This is a genomic window from Sphaerisporangium sp. NPDC051017, assembly GCF_040683095.1.
Classification (GTDB): domain Bacteria; phylum Actinomycetota; class Actinomycetes; order Streptosporangiales; family Streptosporangiaceae; genus Sphaerisporangium.
Genome location: NZ_JBFBCI010000015.1, coordinates 77,711 through 98,650, shown reverse-complemented (window position 1 = coordinate 98,650; position 20,940 = coordinate 77,711). Strand labels below are relative to the sequence as shown.

The window sequence follows — 20,940 nt, the reverse complement described above, 5'->3', positions numbered from 1 at the left end:
AGTACGGCGTGAGCGTACGTAGGGAACCGGGCCCCGCATCCCGTCCTTAAACGGGTTTCCGGTGAAACGTCCTGTGTTGACTGGAAGCACTTTCGAGGATCGCGCCGAATCCACCCGCGGGCGTAGAGAGGACGGGGCGGTGAGGGAGGAGCACTCCGACAGCGCCGACAACGCCGACAGCGACGTCGCGAAGGCGATCGACGGGCTCGCGGCGGAACCCGAGCTGAGGGGCCGCGCCGCCGAGTTGCTCGAGCTGAGCGCGATCCTGCGGGACGGCCCGGCGCATGGCTCGGCGGACGCCGATCCCTGGACCGGCACGGACCTGCTCGCGACGTTCGCGCGGGACGACGTGCTCGCCCCCGCGCCCACGCGACGCCCCCGCCTGCGCCGGAACCTGTCGCTGCTCGCCTCCAGCCTGGTCTTCCTGCCGCTGCTGTGCACGTGGCTCGGCATCAGCGGCGCGGCCTCCGCCTACGGCTCCATGCTCGGCGACCCCGAGGGCCGGCGCGCCTCCGCCGGCCACAGCTTCCTGGAGCTCTGGCAGAGCGGCTTCGGCGGACGGCTCACCGGCCTGCTCGACCTCACCCACGTGGCGGTCTACGCGCTGGTGTCCATCGGCCTGCTCATCGCCGTCACGGCCGCCGCCTCCGGGCTGCGGCAGGCGGACGAGCAGGCCGCCGCCCGGCGTCGCGAGGCGCTGCTCTCGCGGCTGGTGCCGGTGCTGAGCCGGGCCCAGCGGGCGCTCAACCGGCGGCGCCTGGACTCTCCGGCCCGGTTCGCCGCCGAACTGTCGCTCGCCGCCCACCACCTCGGCGAGCTCCTGGAGGACGTCGACCGGACGCAGCGCAGCACCTCCGACCTGGCGCTCCGCAACGCGCAGGCGTCCAAGGAGCTGCGGGCCTCGGCCGCGTCCCTGACCACCGCGACCGAGCGGCTCCAGACCACGAGCGCCGCGGCCGGCGCCGCCGCGACCGCGCTGCGCGGCGTCGTGGGCCGGCTCGGGGACGAGATCACGGGACAGGCCGCGGACGCGGCGGCCCGGCTGGAGACGTCCGCCGAGGCCGCCAGGACCGAGCTCGGGGCACTCCAGGCGACCGGCCGCGCCACGCTGCGCGAGGTCGGGGACCAGGTGGAGGAGACCCTCGCCGGGCTGGCCGAGCGCGTCTCCCAGGCCACCGACGGGCTCGTGGCGGCGGGCGGCGGCTTCGCGGCCGAGATCGGCGCGTCCGGCGGGCGGGCGGCCCGCGACATCGGCCACACCTACCAGGAGGCCGTCGCGGCGGCGGCCGTGGACCTAGAGGAGAAGATGATCTTGATCGGCGAACGACTGAACACGGCGGTGCGGGAGATCCGCGAGACCTCGCGCGAGCAGGCGGAGTCCGCCCGGGCGGCGGCCGCCCCGGACCTGGACGCGGCCTGGCGCGCGGCGGTCGCCGGCGGCCCGGCGGCGTCCGGCCTGCTCGATCGGCTGCTCGGCGACGTGGTGCTCCGGCTGGTCGACCCGCTCACCGAGGCCGCCCGGTGGCGGGCCCTCGGCCCGGAGGACGTCGCGACGGACCTCACCTGCCTGCTCACCCGCCTCGGCGACGGCCCGCGGCGCGAGCACCTGGTCTTCGGCGTGGGCGCCGGGTCGGTGACCGTGCTCAGGACGGACGGCCCGGCCCAGGCGTACGGCCCCGAGGAGGGCGGGCCCGAGCGGGGCAAGGAACTGCTGCCCACGTCACCCGGCGCCGTGCGGTGGGAGCGGTTCTCGACCACGGCCGGGGAGGTCACCGTGGCGTGCACGGCCTCCACGACCCGCCTGCTGTCGGGGCCGCGGTTCGCCGACCGGATCGCCGCGGAGTGGCTGGACGGGCCGCCCGCGCTGATCCGCTTCCTCGGGCACCTCGCCCTCCCCGAGCCGCAGAGCCGGGGAGACCGGACGGCGATCGTGCTGTGGGAGAAGAAGGCGGGCCGGGAGGACGGGTGATGGCGCGGAACCGGGAGCCGGGCATGTCCACGACCGCCGTGGCGGGCTGGCTGTTCGCGGACCTGCTGGCCGCGCTCGTGCTGGTCGTCCTCGGTGCCGAGGTCTCCGCCCCGGCACCGGGGACGGCCGCGAGACCCCCCGCGTCCCCGGCCCCGGCGCCGTCGCCCACCGCGCCGTCCCCATCCCCGGTGGTGATCAGCGTCTCTGATTGGCTTAGCGATCCTGTGCGTTACACAGAATCAAGGCACAACGAGCTGCCCGGTATTCACCGATCGTCTTCGTGCCCTGGTGCCGGCAACTGGAGCCGCCGGCCCGTCGAGCACGTCCCTCCGGACGCCGACCGGTCAGGCATGCACAGCCCGACCGGGGAGGGTGCCCGACGTCGCCTGGGCGCCGGGCGTGCTGGTAACAGCATGCCACGGCATAACTACGATTCGCTAATCGAATCAGAAAGCCTGTCGGTGAAGCCGAAGGTCTTCTCGCGCGCGGTGATGCGGGACTTCCACGACGGCGCCCTCTCCCCCGGCACCGCCCGCCTGGAGATATACTAAGGAGAAACTATGCTTCTGGACAATTTCGAAGCCCTGACCTGCGGCGATGCCATTTCCAGGGTCCAGTAACCGCGTTTCCCTTTAGTACCTGTTCACCGGCGAGTAACCGGCGGGCGGTCCGCGGACGGTGGGCCGATCCGCGGGCCGCGGAGCCGGAGATCAGGACACCGGAAGGCTCGCCGCGCGCAGGGCCGGGGGGACGAAGAGCCAGGCGGTCTCGGAGAACTGCTTCTCCGGGATGACGACGGCCGCCTGGTGGAAGTCCGCGGGCATCAGGTCCTCGTACCCGTGGGCGACCACCTCCCGGTACAGGGAGTCGGTGACGGCGAAGGCGATGTCGGCGGACCTGTCCCCCGCGAGGGCGTCCCGGAGCGGCCTCGAGTCCAGGACGCGGTTCACCGCGATCGACGCCGCGCCGACGTAGCCGTTCGCCGCCTCGCGGATGATCCCCCGGCACAGCGCCACGCGCAGCCGGAGGCGGTGGTGGTCGTCAAGGCCCGCGTTGGCGTCCTTGAGCTCGATGCGCAGCCCCCGGATCAGCTCGGGGATGACCACGGTCTCGTCGATGCCCGGGGGGAGGATCGCGAACTGGCCGTCCCCCGACGGCTGGCGGCCGACCTCGGCCTCGGCCACGCCCGCCCGGCGCCGGGCGCCCTCCAGCATCCGGACCAGCCGCTTCTGGGCGGCCTCCTGCTCGTTGTCGTCGAACCTGCTGTACTTCTCGATGTCCGCGCTCACGCACAGGCGCACGGCCGCGCGAGCGCGCGGGGAAGGTGCCGGCGGCGGTCCGTCGTGGCCGGTCACGGGCAGCGGCTCGCTGAACGTCTCGGGCGTGGACAGACCGGTGGGCAGGACGTTCGTCCGCTGACGCCGGGTGCGGGTGATCTCGGTGGTCAGGGACGCGCTCCCTGCCAGGTCGGGGATCCCCACGGGCAGCTCCACCAGCGCGTGCAGGCCGTACCTGCGGCGCAGCGCGCCTCCCTGCCGGGCGGTCACGGTGTAGCCGAACCCGTCGGTCCTGCGGATGCCGAAGACCTCCGGCTCCTCCTCGCCGGGGCCGGAACGGCGCAGCCGGCTCCACATCCACCGGCCCCTGCGCGCGTCGGTGGCCGGTGGCGCGGGCCAGGGGCCGGTCACCTCGTCCCAGGCGCCGTCGTCGGCGCGCACGCTGAGCGGCGTGGCCTCGTCGATCAGGCGCACCTCGAAGCGCACGCGCGTGTAGCGGCGTTCGGCGGGCAGCCCCTCCAGGTCGAAGGCGAACAGCACGCCGTAGTAGTCGATGCCCAGGCTGCGGCGACGGCCGCGCAGCGCGGGCGAGAGCCACTCGTCCGGGACGACGTAGGCCAGCGGGCGGGCCATGACCGCGCCCGACTGGCGCGACCACTGGTCGCCCGTGCCGAGGAACCGTTCGGTGAGGAACAGGTCCGGGCGGGACAGCACGTCCCGCGCGTCCAGTTCCGGCTCGTCCTCGAGGAGGTCGGCGCTCGGCAGGTCGTTCATCGGACCGGCTCCATTCTGTTCGTCCACGACTTCTCTCGCTCAACCGCAAGCACGGCTCAAAGCCCGTAATAGGTGCAGGCCGCCCACACGTGCGGCTCCCGGGAGGTCGACAGCTCCGCCGCCGCCTCGGCCTGCGCCCGTCTCAGCGCGCTCACCGGCCGCAGGCCGTCCTCCAGCCAGCAGCCGTGGAACTCCGCCATGACGTCCAGGGTGGTGACCTCGCCGACCCGGTACAGGGTCATCAGCAGGCCGCTCGGCCCGGCGGCCAGGAAGGCGCGGCTGAGCCCGATGACGCCGTCCGGCGTGACGTCGCCTGCCCCGGTCTCGCACGCCGCGAGGATCACCAGGTCGGCGGCGAGGTCCAGGGCGGGGATGTCGCGGGCGCGCAGAAGCCCGTCGTCGGCGTCCGACCCGGCGAGCGCGACGTAGGACATCATCGGGTCGTTCTCGACCACCTTGGCGTGGGTGCCGAAGAACAGCACCGTGCCCTCGGCGCCCGCCTCCCGCAGCGTCACGAACCCGGCGTCCGGCCCTCGGTGGACGCGGCGGCGGCCCTCGGCGTAGTACCCGGCGATGTCGCCGAACCGCCGTTCGAGCACCTCCAGCGGCTCCGAGCCGTCGGTGAGCGGCGCCGGGTCGATCAGGGCGACCAGCGACGGCGGCGCCTCGGCCGCGCGCGCCCGGCGGGCGGCCAGGTCCGGCAGGATCGCCAGCGCGGGAAGCACCCGGATCGCGTGCCGGTGGACCAGATGGGTGCCCTCCGCGTCGAGCAGCGCGCAGAACGGCACCTGGAACAGCTCGGCGTGCGGCACGACCGTGACGGGGGTGTCGGGGTCGGCGGGCAGCAGGTCGGCGGGGATGACCTGCCACAGCTCGGCGTGCAGCAGGCGCAGCGCGTCGGCCATGTCCCTGCGGAGCGGGTCGGTGAGCCGGCCGAGCTCCGCGAGCCGCCTGAACGTGCCGACCGCCTCGGCCAGCCGGCGGCGGTCCAGCGGGCGGCGGATCACCCTCATCGGCCCGCCCGGGGGGACCACCCAGATCACCAGCAGGTCTCCGGCGAGGAAGTACTCCACGACGGTCGCGTCATGCGCGGCCAGGATCTCCGCGAGCCGCGTGCGGTCGACGACGCCCGCCGCTTCCAAACCGGGAGGCGCCGGGCGGTCCGACCGGGCCTCCCGGAGGTCGGCGAACGCGCGGGCGCGGGACATCTCCGAGGCGACCAGGGCATCCTCGGGGGCGTCCAGGTCCAGCAGCAGGGTGGCGATGCGCTCGTAGAACGGCATCGCGCGCCGGGTCGACTGGATCCTGTCCCAGTCGTCGTCCAGCAGCGCCCGGGCCATCTCCACGTACCGGCTCGCCAGGCGCACGCCCTCCTGGGTGCCGTCGCGCAGCCGCGCGGCCCCGCCCGCCGCGTCCGACCGGGCCAGCCGGTCGCGCAGCAGGTCGAGCTCGCCGGCCCCGTCCCGGGCGAGGATCGCGAAGAGCTCCCTCGGCGCGGGAACCTCGTCCTCGCCGAGCACCTCGGTGTAGACGCGGCCGGTGTGGTCGGAGGACGCCCAGGGCGCGGGCACGGCGGCACGCAGCCCATCCGCGGCGGCGGCCAGCGCCCCGTCCAGCTCGGACGCCGCCAGGGTGAGGGCCGTGGGGTTCTCGGGCGCGGGCCGCAGGCGGCCGATGACCTCCTCCAGCGGGGCGAGCGCAGCCACGGCGTCCGACGCCGCCGCGTGGACCTCGATGGCCGTGACCAGGTCGGGCCCGCCGCGCAGCCGCTCGCGGGCGTCGGCGGCGGCCTGCCTGAAGTACCGGAGCCGGTCGGCCAGATCCGCGACCGAGGCCCGCGTCGAGCGGACGACGCTCCGCCACGGGCTCAGGGTGGTCACGCTGGTGCGGCGCAGGTCCGCGAGCACGGCCAGCAGGTCCTCCATCCGCGCGTGGTCCGAGCGGGCGAACGCGCAGCGGATCCGCGCCTCGACCAGCCCGAGGCGGTCGAGCACGTCCTTCCCCATGTCGCCGGTCGCGGGCGGGTCCGCGTACAGCCGGGCCGCCCGCTCCAGCACCCGGTCCGCCTGGCCGTAGCGGCCGCTCGTCTGGAGGTCGATGCCGAGGTGGCGCAGCGCCGTCCGGTCCTCGGCCGTGAACGCGTCGTCGGCTTCTTCGTCCGGATCGTCCCGGACGAGTACGGCCAAGCGCAGGTCCCCACCCTCGGGGACGAGACCGGCCGCGACGTCCGGGCCGGGCGCGAGGCGCAGGAACCCGCGACGGCCGAGCGCGTCGCCGGGCCCTGGCCGAGTCACCCGGTTCACGGGACCGTATGGCACGGACCAGAAGTCCTCGCCGGCCACTCCCCCCGCGCGCTCCGAGCCCTCCCCCGCGATGGGCACTTCCGCGTCCCCTGAGCTTTCCCCCACGTCCCTTGAGCTTTCCCCCGCGATCGCCACTCCCCTCGCGTACCCCGAGCTCTGCCCCGCGCCCGCCGCGTACCCCGGCCCCTCCCCGGTGGCGGCCGTTTCGGTGCGGGTGCTCACGGTAAGGCGGCCGCCGGGGCCCAGCGCCGCCCGCCACCGCCCGCGCAGCGACGCGTCCGCGAGCTTCGCGCGCAGCCGCTCCACCGCACCGCCCGGCGCGGGGGACGGCGGCGCGGGGTCAGGGTACGGATCCGGCCCGGGCGGGCCGCCGCCCTCGCCGGGCACCCAGTCCGCCTCCACCCGCCGCCCGGAGAACGTCGCCTCGTACCGGCCGGCGACCCCGTCGGCGCCGACGCCGCCCAGCCACAGCCTGCCCGTCACCTGGTCGCCGGCCACGTCGATCCGCGCGCCGCCCCGCCGCGCCTGGACCAGCCCGGCGATCGGCAGCCGCGGCTCCCGGTACGCCCAGAACGCCCCGACCGGGTCGGACGGCCCCGGGTCGATGACGACCTCGACGATCCCGCCGCTCGCCGTGACGCGGGAGCTGTCCGGCTCGGCGGCGATCATCATCATGTCGCCGGGAACGGTGACGGTGTCGGTCGCCAGGGTGACGTTGACGGCGAGCGGCGAGCCGGGCGGCGGTTTCTCCAGGTACAGCATCGCCGGCTGCTCGGGCAGGCGGATCCCGTTGTGGGTGCCCCGCAGGGTGACGGCGTACGAGGTCGGCACCGGGACGTCTCCTATCCGGCGGACGACCGGGCCCGCCTCCTGTTCGTGTAGCGGCACGAGCCGCTGCCGCACGCGCGCGATGACGCTGCCGAACCGGCCCGGGCCGAGGTAGAGGACGTCCAGGGTCCACGCGCCGCCGGCGTCCAGGGTCAGGTAGCCGTCCACCGAGGCGGGCCGTCCCTCGCCGGGCGGGCTCTCGGCGGCGAACTCCAGCGAGCCGCCCGCCGTCCACCAGTTCCCGCGCAGCGTCGCTGATCCCAGGCGGGCGGCGAAGGAGCCGTCCGGTGAGAGGGACAGGGTGTCGTCGGTGAAGGCGCGCGCGACGAACGCGTCCCTGGGCCGTGGGGGCGCCAGGTGCCAGCCGTCGAGGGTGCCATCGGGACGGGTTCTCGGCTCGGCCTGCTCGACCTCCGGCGTCTGTCCCCGCAGGACGCGGTCCGGACCGCTCATGTCACTCCTTCTCCGAGCTTTCCGGATTTACCGGATATTCCGGGTTTGCCGAGCCCCCACAGCTCCCCCAGTACTCCTGATGCGAGTGCTCCGGGTCCTGGTGCCACAAGTGCCTCGGGTCCTGATGCCACGAGTGCCCCGGGTGCTGCGAGTGCTCCAGGTCGCCGGGGTGCTGCGAGCCCTCTGGGTGCTCCGAGTACTGCGAACTCTCCGGCTGATCTGGGCTCTCTGGGCCGAAAAGCCGGATCCAGGCGGGCATAGGAGACTTCACGCCCGCCACCTCCACGCCCACCCGCCGGAACCGGTCCTGGCGCAGCACCGGGAACCCCGGGTGGGTGATCTCGTCGAACAGCGGCGCAGAGATGATCAGCGCGAGGTCGCGCCGCGGGTCGGCGGACAGCTCCGCGTCCAGCGTCTCGACCGCGCACATGCCGCAGACCGCCGTCACCGCCCGGCCCTCGAAGCCGTCGCGGCCCAGCCGGGTGATCCCCTGGTGAAAGGCCACCCGCAGACGCCCGGCGTCGGGGCGCCGCGCCGCACGGCGCAGCTCCCGGGTGAGGTCCTCGACGACGCGGGCCTCGTGAACGCCGGGAGGCATCACCAGCACGACCCCTGCCGGGTCCCCGGCGCCGTGGCACTGCTCCTGCACGAACACCCCGTCCAGGCCGGCCGCCGCGCAGGCCTCCCGTACGACGTCGAGCAGCAGGCGGTGCGGGTCCGCGGCCCGCGCGCGCGACGGCCACCGCGCGCGGACGGCCGCGCACAGTCGCCGTACCGGATCGGAATCCATATCGCCCCTTCGCCGCCGGCGTGCGCCGGACCGGTCACTCCCCCTCACCTTGGGGCCGGGGCGCGGGCCACACCCCGTATTCCGGCGGGATCTCGGAGATTCCCGCGATGGCGTGCAGGGCGGCGGGGTCGCTGATCAGGATCCGCCGGTATCCGGTCTCGACCACTCCCCTGTGGCGCAACGCGCGCAGCTCTTTGTGCACGGTGGGCTCGCGGGCCCCGGCCAGCGCGGCGAGGTCGGGCTGGGTCAGGGCGAGCCGGATCTCGATGCCCTCCGGCACCCGCTCCCCGTGCTGGGCCGCGAGCTGGACGAGCACGCGGGCGAGGCGCAGCGGCGCGGGCGTACTGCCGTACTCGATGCGGTGCCAGGTGGAGTTGCGCAGCTTCGCCGTGACGACCCGATACACCGCCCGTGACACCGCGGGATTGTGGTCGAGGAAGTCGAGGAACTCCCCCTGGCCGATACGGCGCACCACGGACGGTTTGACGGCGATGACACTCGCCACGCGCGGCTGGCCGTCCAGGCTGGCCAGCTCGCCGACCAGGTCGCCGTCGGTCCTGATGGCGAGCAGGACGGTGTGACCGTCGGCGGTGTCGCTGACGACCTTGACGCACGCGTCGATGAGCAGCAGGACGTGCCGGGAGTCGGGGTCCCCCTCGCGCAGCAGGGTCTCACCCGCGCCGAACTGCGTCGCGGTGCCGAGCCTCAGCATGAGGTCCCGCGTCGCGGGCTCCAGGCTGCCGAGAAGACTCCGGGCGGGCCAGTTTCCTAATCGCCGAGGTCCCGGGCCACGGCCCTTCATGCGGCCCTCCGCGCGTCACATGAAGAATTCACGGCCACGAGCCGGACGCCGCCGGCGGCCGGTCGAAGACGGGCGCTGGGCAACACCGATTCACGCCTGCAGGGGCGTGTTCCGTCGCTCATGTCGACCTCCGGTGGGGGACCGGGTGCTCGGTTTTGGAACGATGCAGTTCGCGCGCGGGACGCTAGGTGCGCCCTTTCCCGCGCTACGGAAACAGTAGCCAGCCAATGGCGGAGAGTGTGCGAAATTGCCCGATCATTCCCAAGAAGCCCGAGCGAACCCCCGATGCCCCGACTCCGCGACGACGGACCGGGGTCCCGGTACTAATGGCGCAGGATCCAACGGATATGCCTTTCACCTGCGCTTATGCAGAGGTCTCAGGCTGATAGGCCAGAGGATGCCCTCGCACCCTGCTGCGGGGGCATCCGCATGTCGGGACCTGCGGTGTCGTCGTCTACGACAGCGGGCCTGCCGGCGCCGTGCGGCTCCTCGACCCGTCCTCCCGATGGAGTCTTGCAGCCCAGCCCGACAGGGGCGCCGCACCAGTTGGCACGGCGGAGTTTCCGGTCATGTGGCCAGGTCCAGCCATTCCCCGACGGCCAGCACGTGTGCGCGCCGTCCGGCGTGCGTGCGGAACTCATTCTCCGGGTCCAAGACCTCGACGTAGCCCGCGATCTTGTCCGGCTGCTCCGCCTCGTAGTGCATCGGCACTGCGTACCGGGCGTCGAGGATCTCCGCGGCCGCGGCGGCCTGCATCGGGTCCATCGCGGCGGGCAGCGGGCTCGGCGGCTGCAGGTGCGGCGCGTCGACCACCGCGCCGTTGGCGGGCAGGAACACCGCGTCGAACGGGCTGAACCGGCGCGCGATGAGCCACCAGTAGCCGTGGAACATCGTGTCGCCGCCGTGGAAGACCCGTTGCCCGTCGGCCTGCACCACCCAGTTCAGCTGCGGGTCGCCCAGCCCGTCGACGGAGGGGACCGCGGTGACGCGGAACGGCCCGACTTCGCGGGTGGACCAGGCATCCACGACCTCGGCAGCCAGCCGGTGCAGGGCCAGCTCGCGCTCGGCCAGCAGCGTCGTCACGTTGTCCACGTCGTCGCCGTGACCGGGCGCCGGTCGCAGCACCGGCGCCCCCGGCGTCAGCGCGTCCGCAAGCGCGGACGCGTCGGTGTGGTCCCGGTGCAGGTGGGTGACCAGTGCGGCGGTGACCTTCCCGCTCGGCACCACCAGCCCCTCGCCGGGCTTCCACCCCGTGAACAGCGGTGAGAGGTCCCGCGCGTAGTCGATCACCAGTCGCTTGCCGCCTGCCTCGACCTCCAGTCCGGCCCAGCCCAGTCGTCGCACCCGCATCTCGCACTCCTTCGTCCCGGTGGTTGCCGCCGAATTTAGCGTACGGTCGTTCGCCAAATCAATAGCGAACACACGTACGCTATCCTCGTCGCATGTCACCACGACGCTCAGCGGCCGAAGCGCAGGCCACCAGGGGCCGGATCCTCGGCCGTGCCGCCGAGATCGCCTCCGAAGAAGGGCTGGACGGCATCACCATCGGCCGGCTCGCCGAGGAGCTGGAGATGAGCAAGTCCGGGGTGCACAAGCACTTCGGCACCAAGGAGACGCTGCAGATCTCCACGCTGGACAAGGCGTTCGTGGACTTCTGGCACCGGGTGGTCGAGCCCGCACTGGCCGAGCCGCCGGGTCTGCGGCGGCTGCGCGCGGTGTGCGCCAACTCCGTGGGCTACCTGGAAGCGCCACTGCTGCCCGGCGGCTGCCTGATGACCGCGGCGCTCACCGAGTACGACGGCCGCCCCGGCCGGGTCCGTGACGCGGTGGCCGAGGTGTGGTCGCGCTGGCGGGAACAGCTGCGGGCGGACCTGACCGCGGCGGTGGAGAACGGCGAGCTACCCGCCGGGTTCGACGTCGACCAGGCGCTGTTCGAGATCGTCGCCGCCGGGCTGGCACTGAACGCGGCCATGCAGCTCCAGCACGACCAGGCGGCCGCGGACCGGGCCCGCCGCGCGATCGAACGGGCCTTTGACCAGTCCTGACCGCACGCCGGCACTGGCCGAGCACGCCAAGCGAGAGGCGATCGAGCAGGCTCCCACCGACTTCGCCACCTTAGATACGACCGCCTGACCTGGTGCCGCGCACGGGGCGGGCCGTGATCAGCAGGGGCAGGGCACCTGCCGGGGCCAGTTCCGTTCGCGCTTGCACTGGGCGACCCAGCGTGCGAGGTGTTCCTGGTATGCCTACATCCGGGCATACGCCGCGCCGACCAGTTCCAATCTTCGACGGTCAACGCTGCCGCAAGCACGCGGTTGTACGCCGAGCTGGAATCAAGGCCGCGCCCCGAGCCACCACTCAGCCCACCTCACCCGCCTTGACCCCCGCCACGAACGCCCGCCACGCGCCAGACGAAACCCTCATCAGGGGGCCGCTCGAATACTTACTGTCCCGTAAGACCCACCCGCCGGCATCGAGGTATGCCACCTCAACACAGTTGTCACCAGCAGCGCTGAAAGTACTCTTGCGCCACACAAACAGCTTCGTCTCGTCCACGGCATCCGCCTTTACGGTCGCAGTTGATCTGCCAACGAGGCCACGTACGCGACAGAATCTTCGACGGTCAACGCTGCCGCAACCACGCGGTTGTAAATCAGGGTATATGCCTGAAGTTCCGATGGTCGTTCCAGGAACAAGTTGTCGGTCGCGGTCTCCAGATAGACGACGGACGGATCAAGATCACCGGGAAAGTCCAGGATCACGAAGGAGCCGTGCATAGCGGCATGGGCACCTATCGAGTCCGGCAGCACCTGAATCGTCACACTGGACCGCTTCGCGGTCTCGACCAGGTGGAGGAGTTGTTCCCGCATGATCTCCTCTCCGCCGACCACCTTCCTCAGAGCAGCCTCATCCAGTACGGCCCACAACTGTGGAGGGTTGTGCCGGACAAGGAGCCGCTGCCGGGCCAGCCTCGCCTGGACCTTCCGCCCAATCGCCGTCTCGTCATCGACCAACACTTGGCCGCCCCGGAAAATGGCCTCCGCGTATCCGGGCGTCTGAAGCAGGCCAGGGACGGTCAGGGCCTCATAGGTGCGGATCTGGGAGGCCTCAGCCTCGAAACCGGGCAGTGAGCCGCTGAATACGTCGCGATACTGCGCCCACCAGCCCTTTTCGCGACTCTGCCGAGCAAGGTCTAGGATCGCTTCCCGCACATCCCGATCCGTGACCCCGTATAGATCGAGAAGAGCGCGGATGTTGGTTGTATCCGGTCTCACCCATTTGTTCGTCTCCATGTGGGTGAGGCGGCCGCGCGACCACTCCAGACGTTTGCCGACCTCATCGACTGTCAGTCCCGCTTCCTCCCGCAAGCGGATGAGTTCCGCGCTGAGACGACGCCGCTTGATCGTAGGACTACCTGTCACGATATAAGCCTCCCTACCAGCCCAAATGGCCGACGCTAGCTCATTTTGGACACTTTATTTTGGGGTTGAAAATCTCATGTCCAAGCGCCACCATGTGACGAGTATGCATCACTCCAAGTGACGGTGTTGTCGCTATCTGGAGATCGACCTCAACTTCTCCAACACAGGGGCGGCTAGGTGGGCAGGCGTGGACCGAACGGTCGGCACAGGCAAGGCGTCATCACTGAGGACATGCCACGAGGAAGCTGGGACACCACCGAGCGCGCCTTAGCCCAGCAGTTGAACGAAGTCGAGCCGGCATGGACGGTCTGGTACGGGGTGGGAAGCCGCCGCTTCTTCGCCATCGCGACCTGGGGCACCTCCACGCCTTTGATCGTCGAGGGTCGTTCCATCGACGAGGTACGTGTGCTCATGCGGGAGGTGGAGTCCGAGTCCCCGCCGTATGCCGAGCACGTCCCGCACGTACCAGCACCCACCTCTCAAACCCATGTCCTCACCACGCCCACTCCCCATGGAGCATCGATGACGAGAACGCCGGACGGTCTTCGTACCGTCACCTGGGACATCCCGCACGACCTCGCGGCGGTCGGCAAGGCTCGGCACATGGCGAACGAGGTCCTCACCGGGTGGGGGCTGAGCGACCTCGCCGATGACGTGGTACTGGTGATCGGCGAATTGCTGAGCAACGCCGTCTCCCACGGCGCGCCGCCGATCCGGCTCTCCCTCTGGGCCACCGCCGACGACCTGTGCGTCCGCGTGACCGACCACGGCCCCGAGGCACCACGACACCTCGACCTGGGCCCGCACGCCGTCCACGGCCGTGGCCTCCCCATCTTCGCAGCACTGGCCGGGGCAAGACCGTATGGGCACGATGGAGAACGGCCCCCACGACGACGGAAACGAGAGCTTCCCGATCAGGCCCTCGTAGCGCCCAGTCCGCGATCGAACCTTTTGGCCGGAACTTTGGCCGAGACCCAAGCTAGACGTAGCATCGTTCTATGGAGCTCATTCCGATCAGTGAGGCGAAGGACCGGTTGACCGAGTTGGCCGACCGCGCCGCACGCGAGCACGATCACTTCACGCTCACCAGGAACGGCCGCCCTCATGCCGTGATCTTGTCCGTGGCCGAGTGGGAATCCCTGCAGGAGACACTGGAGATCCTCTCCGACCCGGAGATGCGCGCCGATCTGGTCGAGGCCGCAGCCGCCGAAGAGCGAGGCGATGTGACCTCTGAAGAGGAAATGGCCGCGATCATGGCAGCACGCTTCGGCAAGGCGAGTGCATGAGTGACCGGTACACCATTCTCCTCGATCCACCTGCCCGTCGAGCCCTGGCCACCGGTCTTCCCGAGGTGGTGGCGGCAGCAGCCTGGGAATTGATCACCGGCGCGATCGCCCGAGAGCCATGGCGCGTGGGAAAGCCTCTCCATGAACCGTATGAGGGGCTCCATGTGGCTCGACGTGGGACTTATCGCGTCGTCTACCGCATCGACGAGGACAAGCACAGCGTGACCATCCAAACAATAAAACACCGTCGCGACGCTTACCGTCCGTAACGTTGACAGATCGGACATTCCGGTCACCCGGCGGCGCCGTAGGACGTGGCAACGGCCGCGGACGTTTGGAACGACCTCGCAGACGTGCGTCGGCGGACGACTCCCCGGTGTGGAAGAGGGAGATGTGGGTGAGCCCAGGACGACAGGCCAGGCTCACCCACCGGGGTGAGGCAACATGCGGACCGTCTGGGTGTGTCAGACGATCGGGGGGCGGCCGAGGCGGAGCATGCGCCAGGCTGTGCGCCACGCCATGGGGCGGCGCTCGCCGGCCGGTTCGCGGATGCCCTCCACGAAGCCGCGGAACCACGACCGGATCGCCAGGCCCGAGCGCTCGCGCAGGAGCGTGAGCATGATCCAGTCCAGGAGGTACAGCGCCGCGAGCGGCCAGGGCAGGTTGCGGCGGGCCAGCCAGACCCGGTTGCGCGCGTTGAGCCGGTAGAAGTCGGCGTGGCGCGTCGGCGGGACCTGCGGGTGGTACATCACGCAGTCGGCGTCGTACTCGATGCGGTAGCCCTCGCCGAGCAGCCGCCAGGCCAGGTCGGTCTCCTCGTGCGCGTAGAAGAAGTGCCCGGGAAGGCCGCCGACCTGTAGGTACGCCGAGCGCCTGATGGCGGAGGCGCCGCCGAGGAAGGTGGTCACCGGTGAGGAGCGCTGCGGGTCGCCCGCCCGCAGCCGGGGGACGTGGCGGCGCTGGCCCACGCCGCCGTCCGGGTCCATGACGCGGAAGGACAGCACCGCGAGGTCGGGCTCGTCGGCGAACCGCTGGCGGACGTGGGCCGCCACCTTGTCGTCGGCGTACCAGCCGTCGTCGTCGAGGAACATGACGACGTCGCCGCCGCACTCGCGGACGCCGTGGTTGCGCCCCTCGGGGATGCCGACGTTGTCCGGGATGCGCACGGTGCGCAGGGACCCCGATCCGCCGCGCGACATGGACGCGAGGGCGGGGACGTCGGCGCCGTTGCCCACGACGACGACCTCGACGTCGCCGTCGGTCTGCGTCAGCGCGGACTCGACCGCGCGATCAAGCTCGGCGACACGGTTACCCATGGTGAGGATGACACAGGAGATCTTCAACGCGTCATCGTCCCGACGCATGGAGAACGCATGTGTTCATGATCACCGAGTCTGTGTAAGGGGGCAATCCCGGCTGTGTCTGCATACTGCGAATTAAGCGTATCGGAACTGTCAGGAAACCCCCACCAAACTTTGAATGACGAAGGGGCGGTGACACTTGACAAACTTCGATCCGATAGTTGTGGGACGCCGACAGGGCGCCGTCGGTTCCGAGGCTCTCTCATGTCACGCAAGCCGCCGGGAGGCCAGGATGCTCACCAGGTGAAGGACGGTTTGCAGCCCCGCGAACAGCACGCACGCGACGGTCAGCACCTGCGTCGCGGTCAGACCGCCCGCCACGGCGTCCCAGACCGCCGCGACGACGGCGATCAGCGACAGCTCGACGGCCTGGATCACCCGGTGGAAGCGCAGCGCCGCCGCGACCTTCCGCGCCGCCCCGAGCCGCCGCGACTGGAACTGCTCGGCCGCGGCCTCCGTGGTGGCCGTAAGCCCCGAACGGGCGCGGGCGACGTCCACGAGATCGGTCTCGGACTTGATGAGGATGGCCCCGAGCGCGGCGGCGACGCCGAGCACGGTGTACCAGTCGGGCAGCGTGGCCGACGCCCGGAACCCCAGGCCGATCAGCAGCGCCGCCTCGGCGAAGTAGTGGCCGACGCGGTCGAGGTAGACGCCCGTGATCGACGTGCGGTGGGTCCAGCGGGCCAGCTCGCCGTCGGAGCAGTCGAGCAGCAGGTAGACCTGGATGAGGACGGCCGCCGCGACGGCCGCCCACAGCCCCGGCAGGGCCAGCACCACGCCCGCCAGGACGCCGGCGACGATCATCAGGCCGGTGACCTGGTTCGGGGTGATCGCGGTGCGCGCCAGCGCCCACGTCACGTAGATCGACAGCTTGCGCATGTACAGCGCGCCGGCCCAGTGCTCGCCGGAGTTGCGGCCCATGGTGGTCTGCGGCTGGGCGACCGCGCGAAGCTCAATTACCGACGGCCCGGACATATCGCTCCACCCGGTCACGCACCTCGGCCTCGGACAGGCGCAGGTGCTCAAGGATCGTGTACCGCCCGGGACGGGTCGAGGGCGCGAGCATGACGGCGGCGCAGAACTGCTCGTTCGTCAGGCCGATGTCGCCCGGGGTCACCGGCAGATCGTGGGCGCGCAGGCACTCGACCACCAGCGACAGCGGCCGGTGCTCCTCGCGCAGGAAGTGGCAGAACGCCGCGCCGATGCCGGCGAGCTCGCCGTGGTTCGACGTCCCCGGGTAGAGCTGGTCGATGGCGTGCAGGATCTCGTGGTCGCCGCCGCTGCTCGGACGCGAGGACCCCGCGACGACCATCGACATGCCCGAAAGGATCAGCGACTCGGCGAGCACCGTCAGGAACGCGTCCGACTCGATCGAGTCCTGGCGCCCCAGCACGGCCTCGGCGGCGGTGCGGGCCATCGAGACGGCCAGACCGTCGATCGGCTCGCCGCGCTCGACGTTGCCGAGCTGCCAGTCGTCGATGGCGGACAGATTGCTGATCACGTCCCCGACGCCCGCGCGGACGAGCCGCGGGGGCGCGTCGTGCACGAAGTCGAGGTCGACGAGCAGCGCCAGCGGCATCGGGACGCCGAACGACCCCTTGCCGCCCTCGTGCTCCAGCGAGGACACCGGCGAGCAGATGCCGTCGTGCGAGAGGTTCGTCGCCACGGCGACCATCGGGATGCCGGCGAGCGACGCGGCGTACTTGGTGACGTCGATCGTCTTGCCGCCGCCGATGCCGACCACGGCCTCGTACGCGCCCTTGCGCAGGTCGGCGCCGAGGGAGACGGCCGCGTCGACCGAGCCGTCGGGGACGCGGAAGACCTCCGCCTCGCCGAGGGTCGGGGCGATCATGCCGGAGATGTGGTCGCCCTGGCCGGAGCCGACCGCGACCGCGACGCGGCCGGAGGTGGCCACCCGGCTGTCGGCGAGCAGCGCGCCGAGATGGGCCACCGCGCCCCGGCGGACCTCGACGGTCAGCGGGGCCGTGAGCATTCGAGCTAGAAGGGGCATGCGGTCTCCAAGGCCGTCGTCGCGCCGGCGGGGGCGGCCGGGGCGGCTAGTACGTGCACGCGATCTCCCTGGCCTTGGCGAGGTCGTCGTGGTTGTCGACCTCGACCCAGTCGACCTTGCCGATGGGCGCGACGGCGATCTTCTCGCCGCGGGACACCATCTCGCCGTAGCCGTCCTCGTAGTAGAGCTGCGGGTCGCGCTCGAACGTGGCCTTCAGGGCGTCGGCGAGACGCTCGGCGGCCCCGGGGCGGATCAGCGTCGCGCCGATGTACTCACCGTAGGCCTCGGACGGGTCCATCAGCTTGGTGATGCGGCGCAGGTGGCCGGCCTCGTCGAGTGTGACCTTCATCTCCTCGTCGGCGAGGGTCTTCACATCGTCCACCGCGAGGAGGATGTCGCCGGTCACCGGCGCGTCGAGAAGCGTGCGCTCGACCGAGACGGGGTGGACGGTGTCGCCGTTGACGAGAAGGGCGCCCGACGCGAAGTGGTCACGGGCGCACCACAGGGAGTAGGCGTTGTTCCACTCTTCGGCCTTGTCGTTGTGCACGAGGGTGAGCTTCACGCCGTGCCGCCGCTCCAGCTCCGCCTGGCGGTCGTGGACGGCCCGCGCCGCGTACCCGACGATGACCACGACGTCCCGCAGGTCCACGGCCGCGAGGTTTCGCAGCGCGATGTCCAGGATCGTGGTCTCGCCGTCGACCGGCACGAGCGCCTTGGGCAGCGTGTCGGTGTACGGCCGCAGCCGACGTCCGGCCCCGGCGGCCAGCACCATTCCCAGCAACGTGCACTCCTCAGTCTGACTGTGAATCTGTAAGGCCAAAGGTTAGTTGCCTGGAGGTGGTGATCGTGTAATCGGGAGTTCACCTATTCGATTACAAGACCTCATCTTGGCAATGTAGGCCGTGACAGGAGTGTCACTGGGGACAGACGGGACATCCGAGCCGCCCACGTCTCGCTGAAGGGTCAAGCCCCGGTCATGTCCGGGGCCGGCCTCGGGAGGGATCCGCCGTCAGTCCTGCGCGCCGAGGTCGGCCGCCTCGACACCGGATCTGGGCGCGGCCAGCCAGCACGTGACGCTCTCCCAGCAGAACAACGCCGAGAGATACAACGCGGCCAGCACGAAGACGGCCGTCACGATGCCCAGCAGGGCGCCCATGGCGATGATCAGCATACGCCCCTCCCAGCCCAGACCCGCCGACGCGAGCCAGGTGGGCGGGTAGACGTGCTGACGGCAGCGGTAGACGACGTCGTAGTGGTGGAACAGCACCGCGCCGAGCAGGGCCAGCACCAGGAACCGTGGGACGTCCCACGCGAAGCCCACGCTGGCGATGAAGACGTACTCGGTGATCCGCAGGATGGGCGGGACCAGCCAGTCCAGACGGCCGTCGTGCGGGTGGGAACTGCCCGGGCCCGCGAGCATCAACGCCACGGCCGGCGCGAACACGGCGGGGCCGTCCGCGCCCGCGACGCCGAGCAGCAGCATCACGCCGGTGACGAACGCCCCCGCGATCGCGGGCGGCAGGGGCGGGAGCTGCCCGGCGACGAGCAGGCCCATGCCGCGCGCCAGCACACCGTCGTCGCGGTAGGTCACCACGGAACTGCGCGGCACCCGGGTCATGTGCACCGTGGTCACCTCGGGCGCGGCCTCGCGGCGCCGCTCACGGGGGTCTCTGCGGGCAGGTGTGGTGGTCATGTCAGAAAGACCTCGCGATCCTGCCGGTGAGGGTGTACAGAAACGCGAAGCCGCCCCAGGCGAGCAGCGCCACGAACGTCGCCCGCGCGTCGAACAGCGCGGCCGTCACGCCGATCAGCATCATTCGCTCGCCGATCGGCAGGACGATGATCTTTTTCAGCCAGCGCACCGTGGTGTTCCCGTCGAGGCGCGCCTGGACGCGTGCGACGGCGCCGCCGCCCGCCTCGGCTCGAGCGTCGGCGAAGGAGAAGTCGACCATGTGGCGGACGCCCTGCAGCAGCATGGCGGCGACCGCCATCGCCCAGATGCCGTCCGGCCCGAGCACCCCGGCCTCGGCGCCGCCGGCGTACCCGACGGCGAGGCCCACGTAGACGACGTACTCCTTGACGCGGTCGAACGTGGCGTCCAGCCAGGCACCGAGGGGCGAGAACATGCGGGTGTAGCGGGCGAGCTGCCCGTCCACGCAGTCCAGGACGAACGAGAGGTACAGCAGCACGGCGCCGGCCACCAGCGCGCGGCGCTGCCCCGACGAGAAGGCCACGGCGGCCATGCCGGCCAGGCCGACGGACAGGCCGGTCACGGCGTTCGGCGACAGGCCCAGCCGCGCCGCAGCCCGTACCAGGTGGCCCGACCACGAGCTGACCAGGTAGGTGGACGTGAAGCCGTCGTCGGACTTGACGGCGGCCTGCAGGCGGGCGCGGTTCTCGTCCACCTCGGCGAGCCGGGCCATCGCGGCGTCCGCCGCGGGCTGGGTCGCCACCCGCTCGCAGCGCAGCCGCCCGAGCGGCGCGGCCCGCACCGGGACGCCGACCCGCACCAGCCCGGCCAGCAGCAGGGCCGTGACCTCCGACTCGTCCGCATCGCCGAGGCGGTCTTCCTGGGCGAGGTTGGCGAGCTCGTCGGCGACGTCGGCGAAGCTCGCCAGGTCCGCCTCGCCGACGTGCAGCACGCCGCGGAAGGTCGCGTTGGGGGCGCTGACGGTGTGGAACGAGTTACCCGCCGCGACCACCCGGCCGCGCTCGGCGCGCACGGGCGGTTCCGCCGGATCGCCCTCGGCATGGCCGAAGGAGACCAGCGCGCCGGTGCCGCGCGCGGGGTCGGACAGCACCAGGGCGAGAGCCTCGGTGTGCGCCACCAGATCCCCGGGAACCACGGCCACCGGCCCCGCCCCGGACCGCGCCAGATCGGCCACCGCCCGCAGGTCCCCGGCGAGATCGCCGCTGCGCGTCGCCCTGGCCACGGGGGCCGGTCCTCGGGAGGACGTCCGCTCGGGCGGCGGGAGGGCGGCCGGGTCCGCGACGAGCAGAGCCGGGCGCGGCGCCGGGACGGGGGGCATGGGCGCGGTCGGGGGCGAGGCCGGGGACGCGGGCGTGGACGTGAGTGACGACGGGAGTGACGACTCGGGCGACGACGGTGAGGACGGGGCCGGGGGCGTCAACGAGGGCGGGCTCGGCGACGCGGGCGTGGACGTGAGTGAGGACGCGGGTGACGACTCGGGTGAGGATGGCGCCGGGGGCGTCAGGGGTGTGGACGTGGGCGGGGCGGATTGTGCGGGGTCGGCCGGCTTCGCGGCGTCGGCGCCGATCACGAGGGGCGTCGCCCTCGTGATGAGATGCACCGGCCCGGCATGAAGCGTGGCGAGCTGTCCGGTCAGGCGCTCGGTCAGCGTGCCCTCGGCGCAGACCAGGCGGGTGGCCGGGGTCGTCGCGAGCACGGCCGTCACGCGCCTGGACGCCTTGACGTGCGGAGGCCGCACCGGGGGGGCTATTGGTGCCGGCGAGGGCTGCGCGGGGGGTGGGGGCGCGGACTCGGGCAAACCGGGGTCTCCTTCCGCGACCGGGGATCGTCCACCCCGCAACGTAACCGAGCGATCACACAGCTTGCAATCCCATCCGGCGCGTCGCCCCTCGCACCGCAGGTGAAAGCCCGTCAGGCATCCTCGGCGGACGGCACCCCGCCGCGCCCACCGGT

At 71.8% G+C, this 20,940-nt stretch carries 19 protein-coding genes; 6 read left to right on the top strand and 13 right to left on the bottom strand.

The window, feature by feature from the left end; genetic code table 11:
- Positions 1–139 precede the first annotated feature (139 nt).
- Both AB0M95_RS15540 and AB0M95_RS15535 read left to right on the top strand, forming a co-directional pair.
- Positions 140–1,969, top strand: coding sequence for a hypothetical protein (locus tag AB0M95_RS15540; protein ID WP_363764204.1), 1,830 nt, complete (start codon positions 140–142; stop codon positions 1,967–1,969).
- A gap of 23 nt (positions 1,970–1,992) precedes the next feature.
- The gene (locus AB0M95_RS15535) at positions 1,993–2,520 is read left to right on the top strand and encodes a hypothetical protein (RefSeq protein WP_363764201.1); all 528 of its coding nucleotides are present in this window, start codon (positions 1,993–1,995) and stop codon (positions 2,518–2,520) included.
- 159 nt (positions 2,521–2,679) lie between these two features.
- Here the strand turns inward: AB0M95_RS15535 and AB0M95_RS15530 are convergent, their stop codons facing one another.
- The 5 genes from AB0M95_RS15530 to AB0M95_RS15510 all read right to left on the bottom strand — a co-directional run bounded on the left by AB0M95_RS15530 (position 2,680) and on the right by AB0M95_RS15510 (position 10,546).
- Positions 2,680–4,020, bottom strand: coding sequence for a hypothetical protein (locus AB0M95_RS15530; RefSeq protein WP_363764198.1), 1,341 nt, complete (start codon positions 4,018–4,020; stop codon positions 2,680–2,682).
- A 56-nt stretch (positions 4,021–4,076) separates the two neighbouring features.
- Entirely contained in the window at positions 4,077–7,604 is a 3,528-nt protein-coding gene (locus tag AB0M95_RS15525) for a CHAT domain-containing protein (protein ID WP_363764195.1), read from the bottom strand.
- A gap of 1 nt (position 7,605) precedes the next feature.
- The gene (locus AB0M95_RS15520) at positions 7,606–8,394 is read right to left on the bottom strand and encodes a hypothetical protein (RefSeq protein WP_363764193.1); all 789 of its coding nucleotides are present in this window, start codon (positions 8,392–8,394) and stop codon (positions 7,606–7,608) included.
- Positions 8,395–8,428: 34 nt separating this feature from the next.
- Positions 8,429–9,196: a Crp/Fnr family transcriptional regulator gene (locus tag AB0M95_RS15515; RefSeq protein ID WP_363764190.1), complete on the bottom strand. Its 768-nt coding sequence runs from the start codon at positions 9,194–9,196 to the stop codon at positions 8,429–8,431.
- A 567-nt stretch (positions 9,197–9,763) separates the two neighbouring features.
- Positions 9,764–10,546, bottom strand: a complete 783-nt coding sequence (locus tag AB0M95_RS15510; protein WP_363764187.1) for an MBL fold metallo-hydrolase — start codon at positions 10,544–10,546, stop codon at positions 9,764–9,766.
- A 92-nt stretch (positions 10,547–10,638) separates the two neighbouring features.
- Between AB0M95_RS15510 and AB0M95_RS15505 the strand changes: the two genes are divergently transcribed.
- Positions 10,639–11,241, top strand: a complete 603-nt coding sequence (locus AB0M95_RS15505) for a TetR/AcrR family transcriptional regulator (RefSeq protein WP_363764184.1) — start codon at positions 10,639–10,641, stop codon at positions 11,239–11,241.
- A 313-nt stretch (positions 11,242–11,554) separates the two neighbouring features.
- On the opposite strand, the gene AB0M95_RS15500 is transcribed toward AB0M95_RS15505, so the two are convergent.
- Together AB0M95_RS15500 and AB0M95_RS15495 are read right to left on the bottom strand one after the other, a co-directional pair.
- Positions 11,555–11,752, bottom strand: coding sequence for a DUF397 domain-containing protein (locus AB0M95_RS15500; protein WP_363764181.1), 198 nt, complete (start codon positions 11,750–11,752; stop codon positions 11,555–11,557).
- Between the two features lie 11 nt (positions 11,753–11,763).
- A complete protein-coding gene (locus tag AB0M95_RS15495; RefSeq protein WP_363764178.1) occupies positions 11,764–12,618 on the bottom strand; it encodes a helix-turn-helix transcriptional regulator in 855 nt (284 codons plus the stop codon).
- Between the two features lie 231 nt (positions 12,619–12,849).
- Between AB0M95_RS15495 and AB0M95_RS15490 the strand changes: the two genes are divergently transcribed.
- The 3 genes from AB0M95_RS15490 to AB0M95_RS15480 are packed head-to-tail and all read left to right on the top strand — an operon-like array spanning position 12,850 to position 14,173.
- On the top strand, positions 12,850–13,656 hold the full coding sequence (locus AB0M95_RS15490; RefSeq protein WP_363764175.1) for an ATP-binding protein: 807 nt from the start codon (positions 12,850–12,852) through the stop codon (positions 13,654–13,656).
- Positions 13,617–13,904 carry a type II toxin-antitoxin system Phd/YefM family antitoxin gene (locus AB0M95_RS15485; RefSeq protein WP_363764172.1) on the top strand — a complete coding sequence of 96 codons (288 nt, stop codon included), beginning with the start codon at positions 13,617–13,619 and terminating at the stop codon, positions 13,902–13,904. The genes AB0M95_RS15490 and AB0M95_RS15485 overlap by 40 nt, the downstream gene beginning before the upstream one ends.
- Positions 13,901–14,173 carry a type II toxin-antitoxin system RelE/ParE family toxin gene (locus tag AB0M95_RS15480; protein ID WP_363764169.1) on the top strand — a complete coding sequence of 91 codons (273 nt, stop codon included), beginning with the start codon at positions 13,901–13,903 and terminating at the stop codon, positions 14,171–14,173. The genes AB0M95_RS15485 and AB0M95_RS15480 overlap by 4 nt, the downstream gene beginning before the upstream one ends.
- 195 nt (positions 14,174–14,368) lie before the next feature.
- Here AB0M95_RS15480 and AB0M95_RS15475 read toward each other — a convergent pair whose 3' ends face one another.
- From AB0M95_RS15475 to AB0M95_RS15450, 6 genes are all read right to left on the bottom strand, one after another.
- The gene (locus tag AB0M95_RS15475; protein ID WP_358524703.1) at positions 14,369–15,268 is read right to left on the bottom strand and encodes a glycosyltransferase; all 900 of its coding nucleotides are present in this window, start codon (positions 15,266–15,268) and stop codon (positions 14,369–14,371) included.
- 204 nt (positions 15,269–15,472) lie between these two features.
- The gene (locus AB0M95_RS15470) at positions 15,473–16,240 is read right to left on the bottom strand and encodes a CDP-alcohol phosphatidyltransferase family protein (protein ID WP_358524706.1); all 768 of its coding nucleotides are present in this window, start codon (positions 16,238–16,240) and stop codon (positions 15,473–15,475) included.
- Complete coding sequence (locus tag AB0M95_RS15465) at positions 16,218–17,258, bottom strand: iron-containing alcohol dehydrogenase family protein (protein ID WP_363764277.1); 1,041 nt, start codon at positions 17,256–17,258, stop codon at positions 16,218–16,220. Before AB0M95_RS15465 ends, AB0M95_RS15470 begins: the two co-directional genes overlap by 23 nt.
- 64 nt (positions 17,259–17,322) lie before the next feature.
- Positions 17,323–18,057, bottom strand: a complete 735-nt coding sequence (locus tag AB0M95_RS15460; RefSeq protein WP_358524708.1) for a phosphocholine cytidylyltransferase family protein — start codon at positions 18,055–18,057, stop codon at positions 17,323–17,325.
- Between the two features lie 228 nt (positions 18,058–18,285).
- Positions 18,286–18,969 (bottom strand): DUF5941 domain-containing protein, encoded by a 684-nt coding sequence (locus AB0M95_RS15455; RefSeq protein ID WP_363764164.1) that lies wholly within the window; start codon positions 18,967–18,969, stop codon positions 18,286–18,288.
- 1 nt (position 18,970) lies between these two features.
- A complete protein-coding gene (locus AB0M95_RS15450; protein WP_363764162.1) occupies positions 18,971–20,692 on the bottom strand; it encodes a CDP-alcohol phosphatidyltransferase family protein in 1,722 nt (573 codons plus the stop codon).
- Between the last annotated feature and the right edge of the window lie 248 nt (positions 20,693–20,940).

Coding starts and splice junctions, on each gene's coding strand:
- AB0M95_RS15535 (WP_363764201.1), top strand. CDS start 1,993: ATGTCCACGACCGCCGTGGCGGGCTGGCTGTTCGCGGACCTGCTGGCC.
- AB0M95_RS15530 (WP_363764198.1), bottom strand. CDS start 4,020: ATGAACGACCTGCCGAGCGCCGACCTCCTCGAGGACGAGCCGGAACTG.
- AB0M95_RS15525 (WP_363764195.1), bottom strand. CDS start 7,604: ATGAGCGGTCCGGACCGCGTCCTGCGGGGACAGACGCCGGAGGTCGAG.
- AB0M95_RS15520 (WP_363764193.1), bottom strand. CDS start 8,394: ATGGATTCCGATCCGGTACGGCGACTGTGCGCGGCCGTCCGCGCGCGG.
- AB0M95_RS15515 (WP_363764190.1), bottom strand. CDS start 9,196: ATGAAGGGCCGTGGCCCGGGACCTCGGCGATTAGGAAACTGGCCCGCC.
- AB0M95_RS15510 (WP_363764187.1), bottom strand. CDS start 10,546: ATGCGGGTGCGACGACTGGGCTGGGCCGGACTGGAGGTCGAGGCAGGC.
- AB0M95_RS15505 (WP_363764184.1), top strand. CDS start 10,639: ATGTCACCACGACGCTCAGCGGCCGAAGCGCAGGCCACCAGGGGCCGG.
- AB0M95_RS15490 (WP_363764175.1), top strand. CDS start 12,850: ATGCCACGAGGAAGCTGGGACACCACCGAGCGCGCCTTAGCCCAGCAG.
- AB0M95_RS15485 (WP_363764172.1), top strand. CDS start 13,617: ATGGAGCTCATTCCGATCAGTGAGGCGAAGGACCGGTTGACCGAGTTG.
- AB0M95_RS15480 (WP_363764169.1), top strand. CDS start 13,901: ATGAGTGACCGGTACACCATTCTCCTCGATCCACCTGCCCGTCGAGCC.
- AB0M95_RS15475 (WP_358524703.1), bottom strand. CDS start 15,268: ATGCGTCGGGACGATGACGCGTTGAAGATCTCCTGTGTCATCCTCACC.
- AB0M95_RS15470 (WP_358524706.1), bottom strand. CDS start 16,240: ATGTCCGGGCCGTCGGTAATTGAGCTTCGCGCGGTCGCCCAGCCGCAG.
- AB0M95_RS15465 (WP_363764277.1), bottom strand. CDS start 17,258: ATGCTCACGGCCCCGCTGACCGTCGAGGTCCGCCGGGGCGCGGTGGCC.
- AB0M95_RS15455 (WP_363764164.1), bottom strand. CDS start 18,969: ATGACCACCACACCTGCCCGCAGAGACCCCCGTGAGCGGCGCCGCGAG.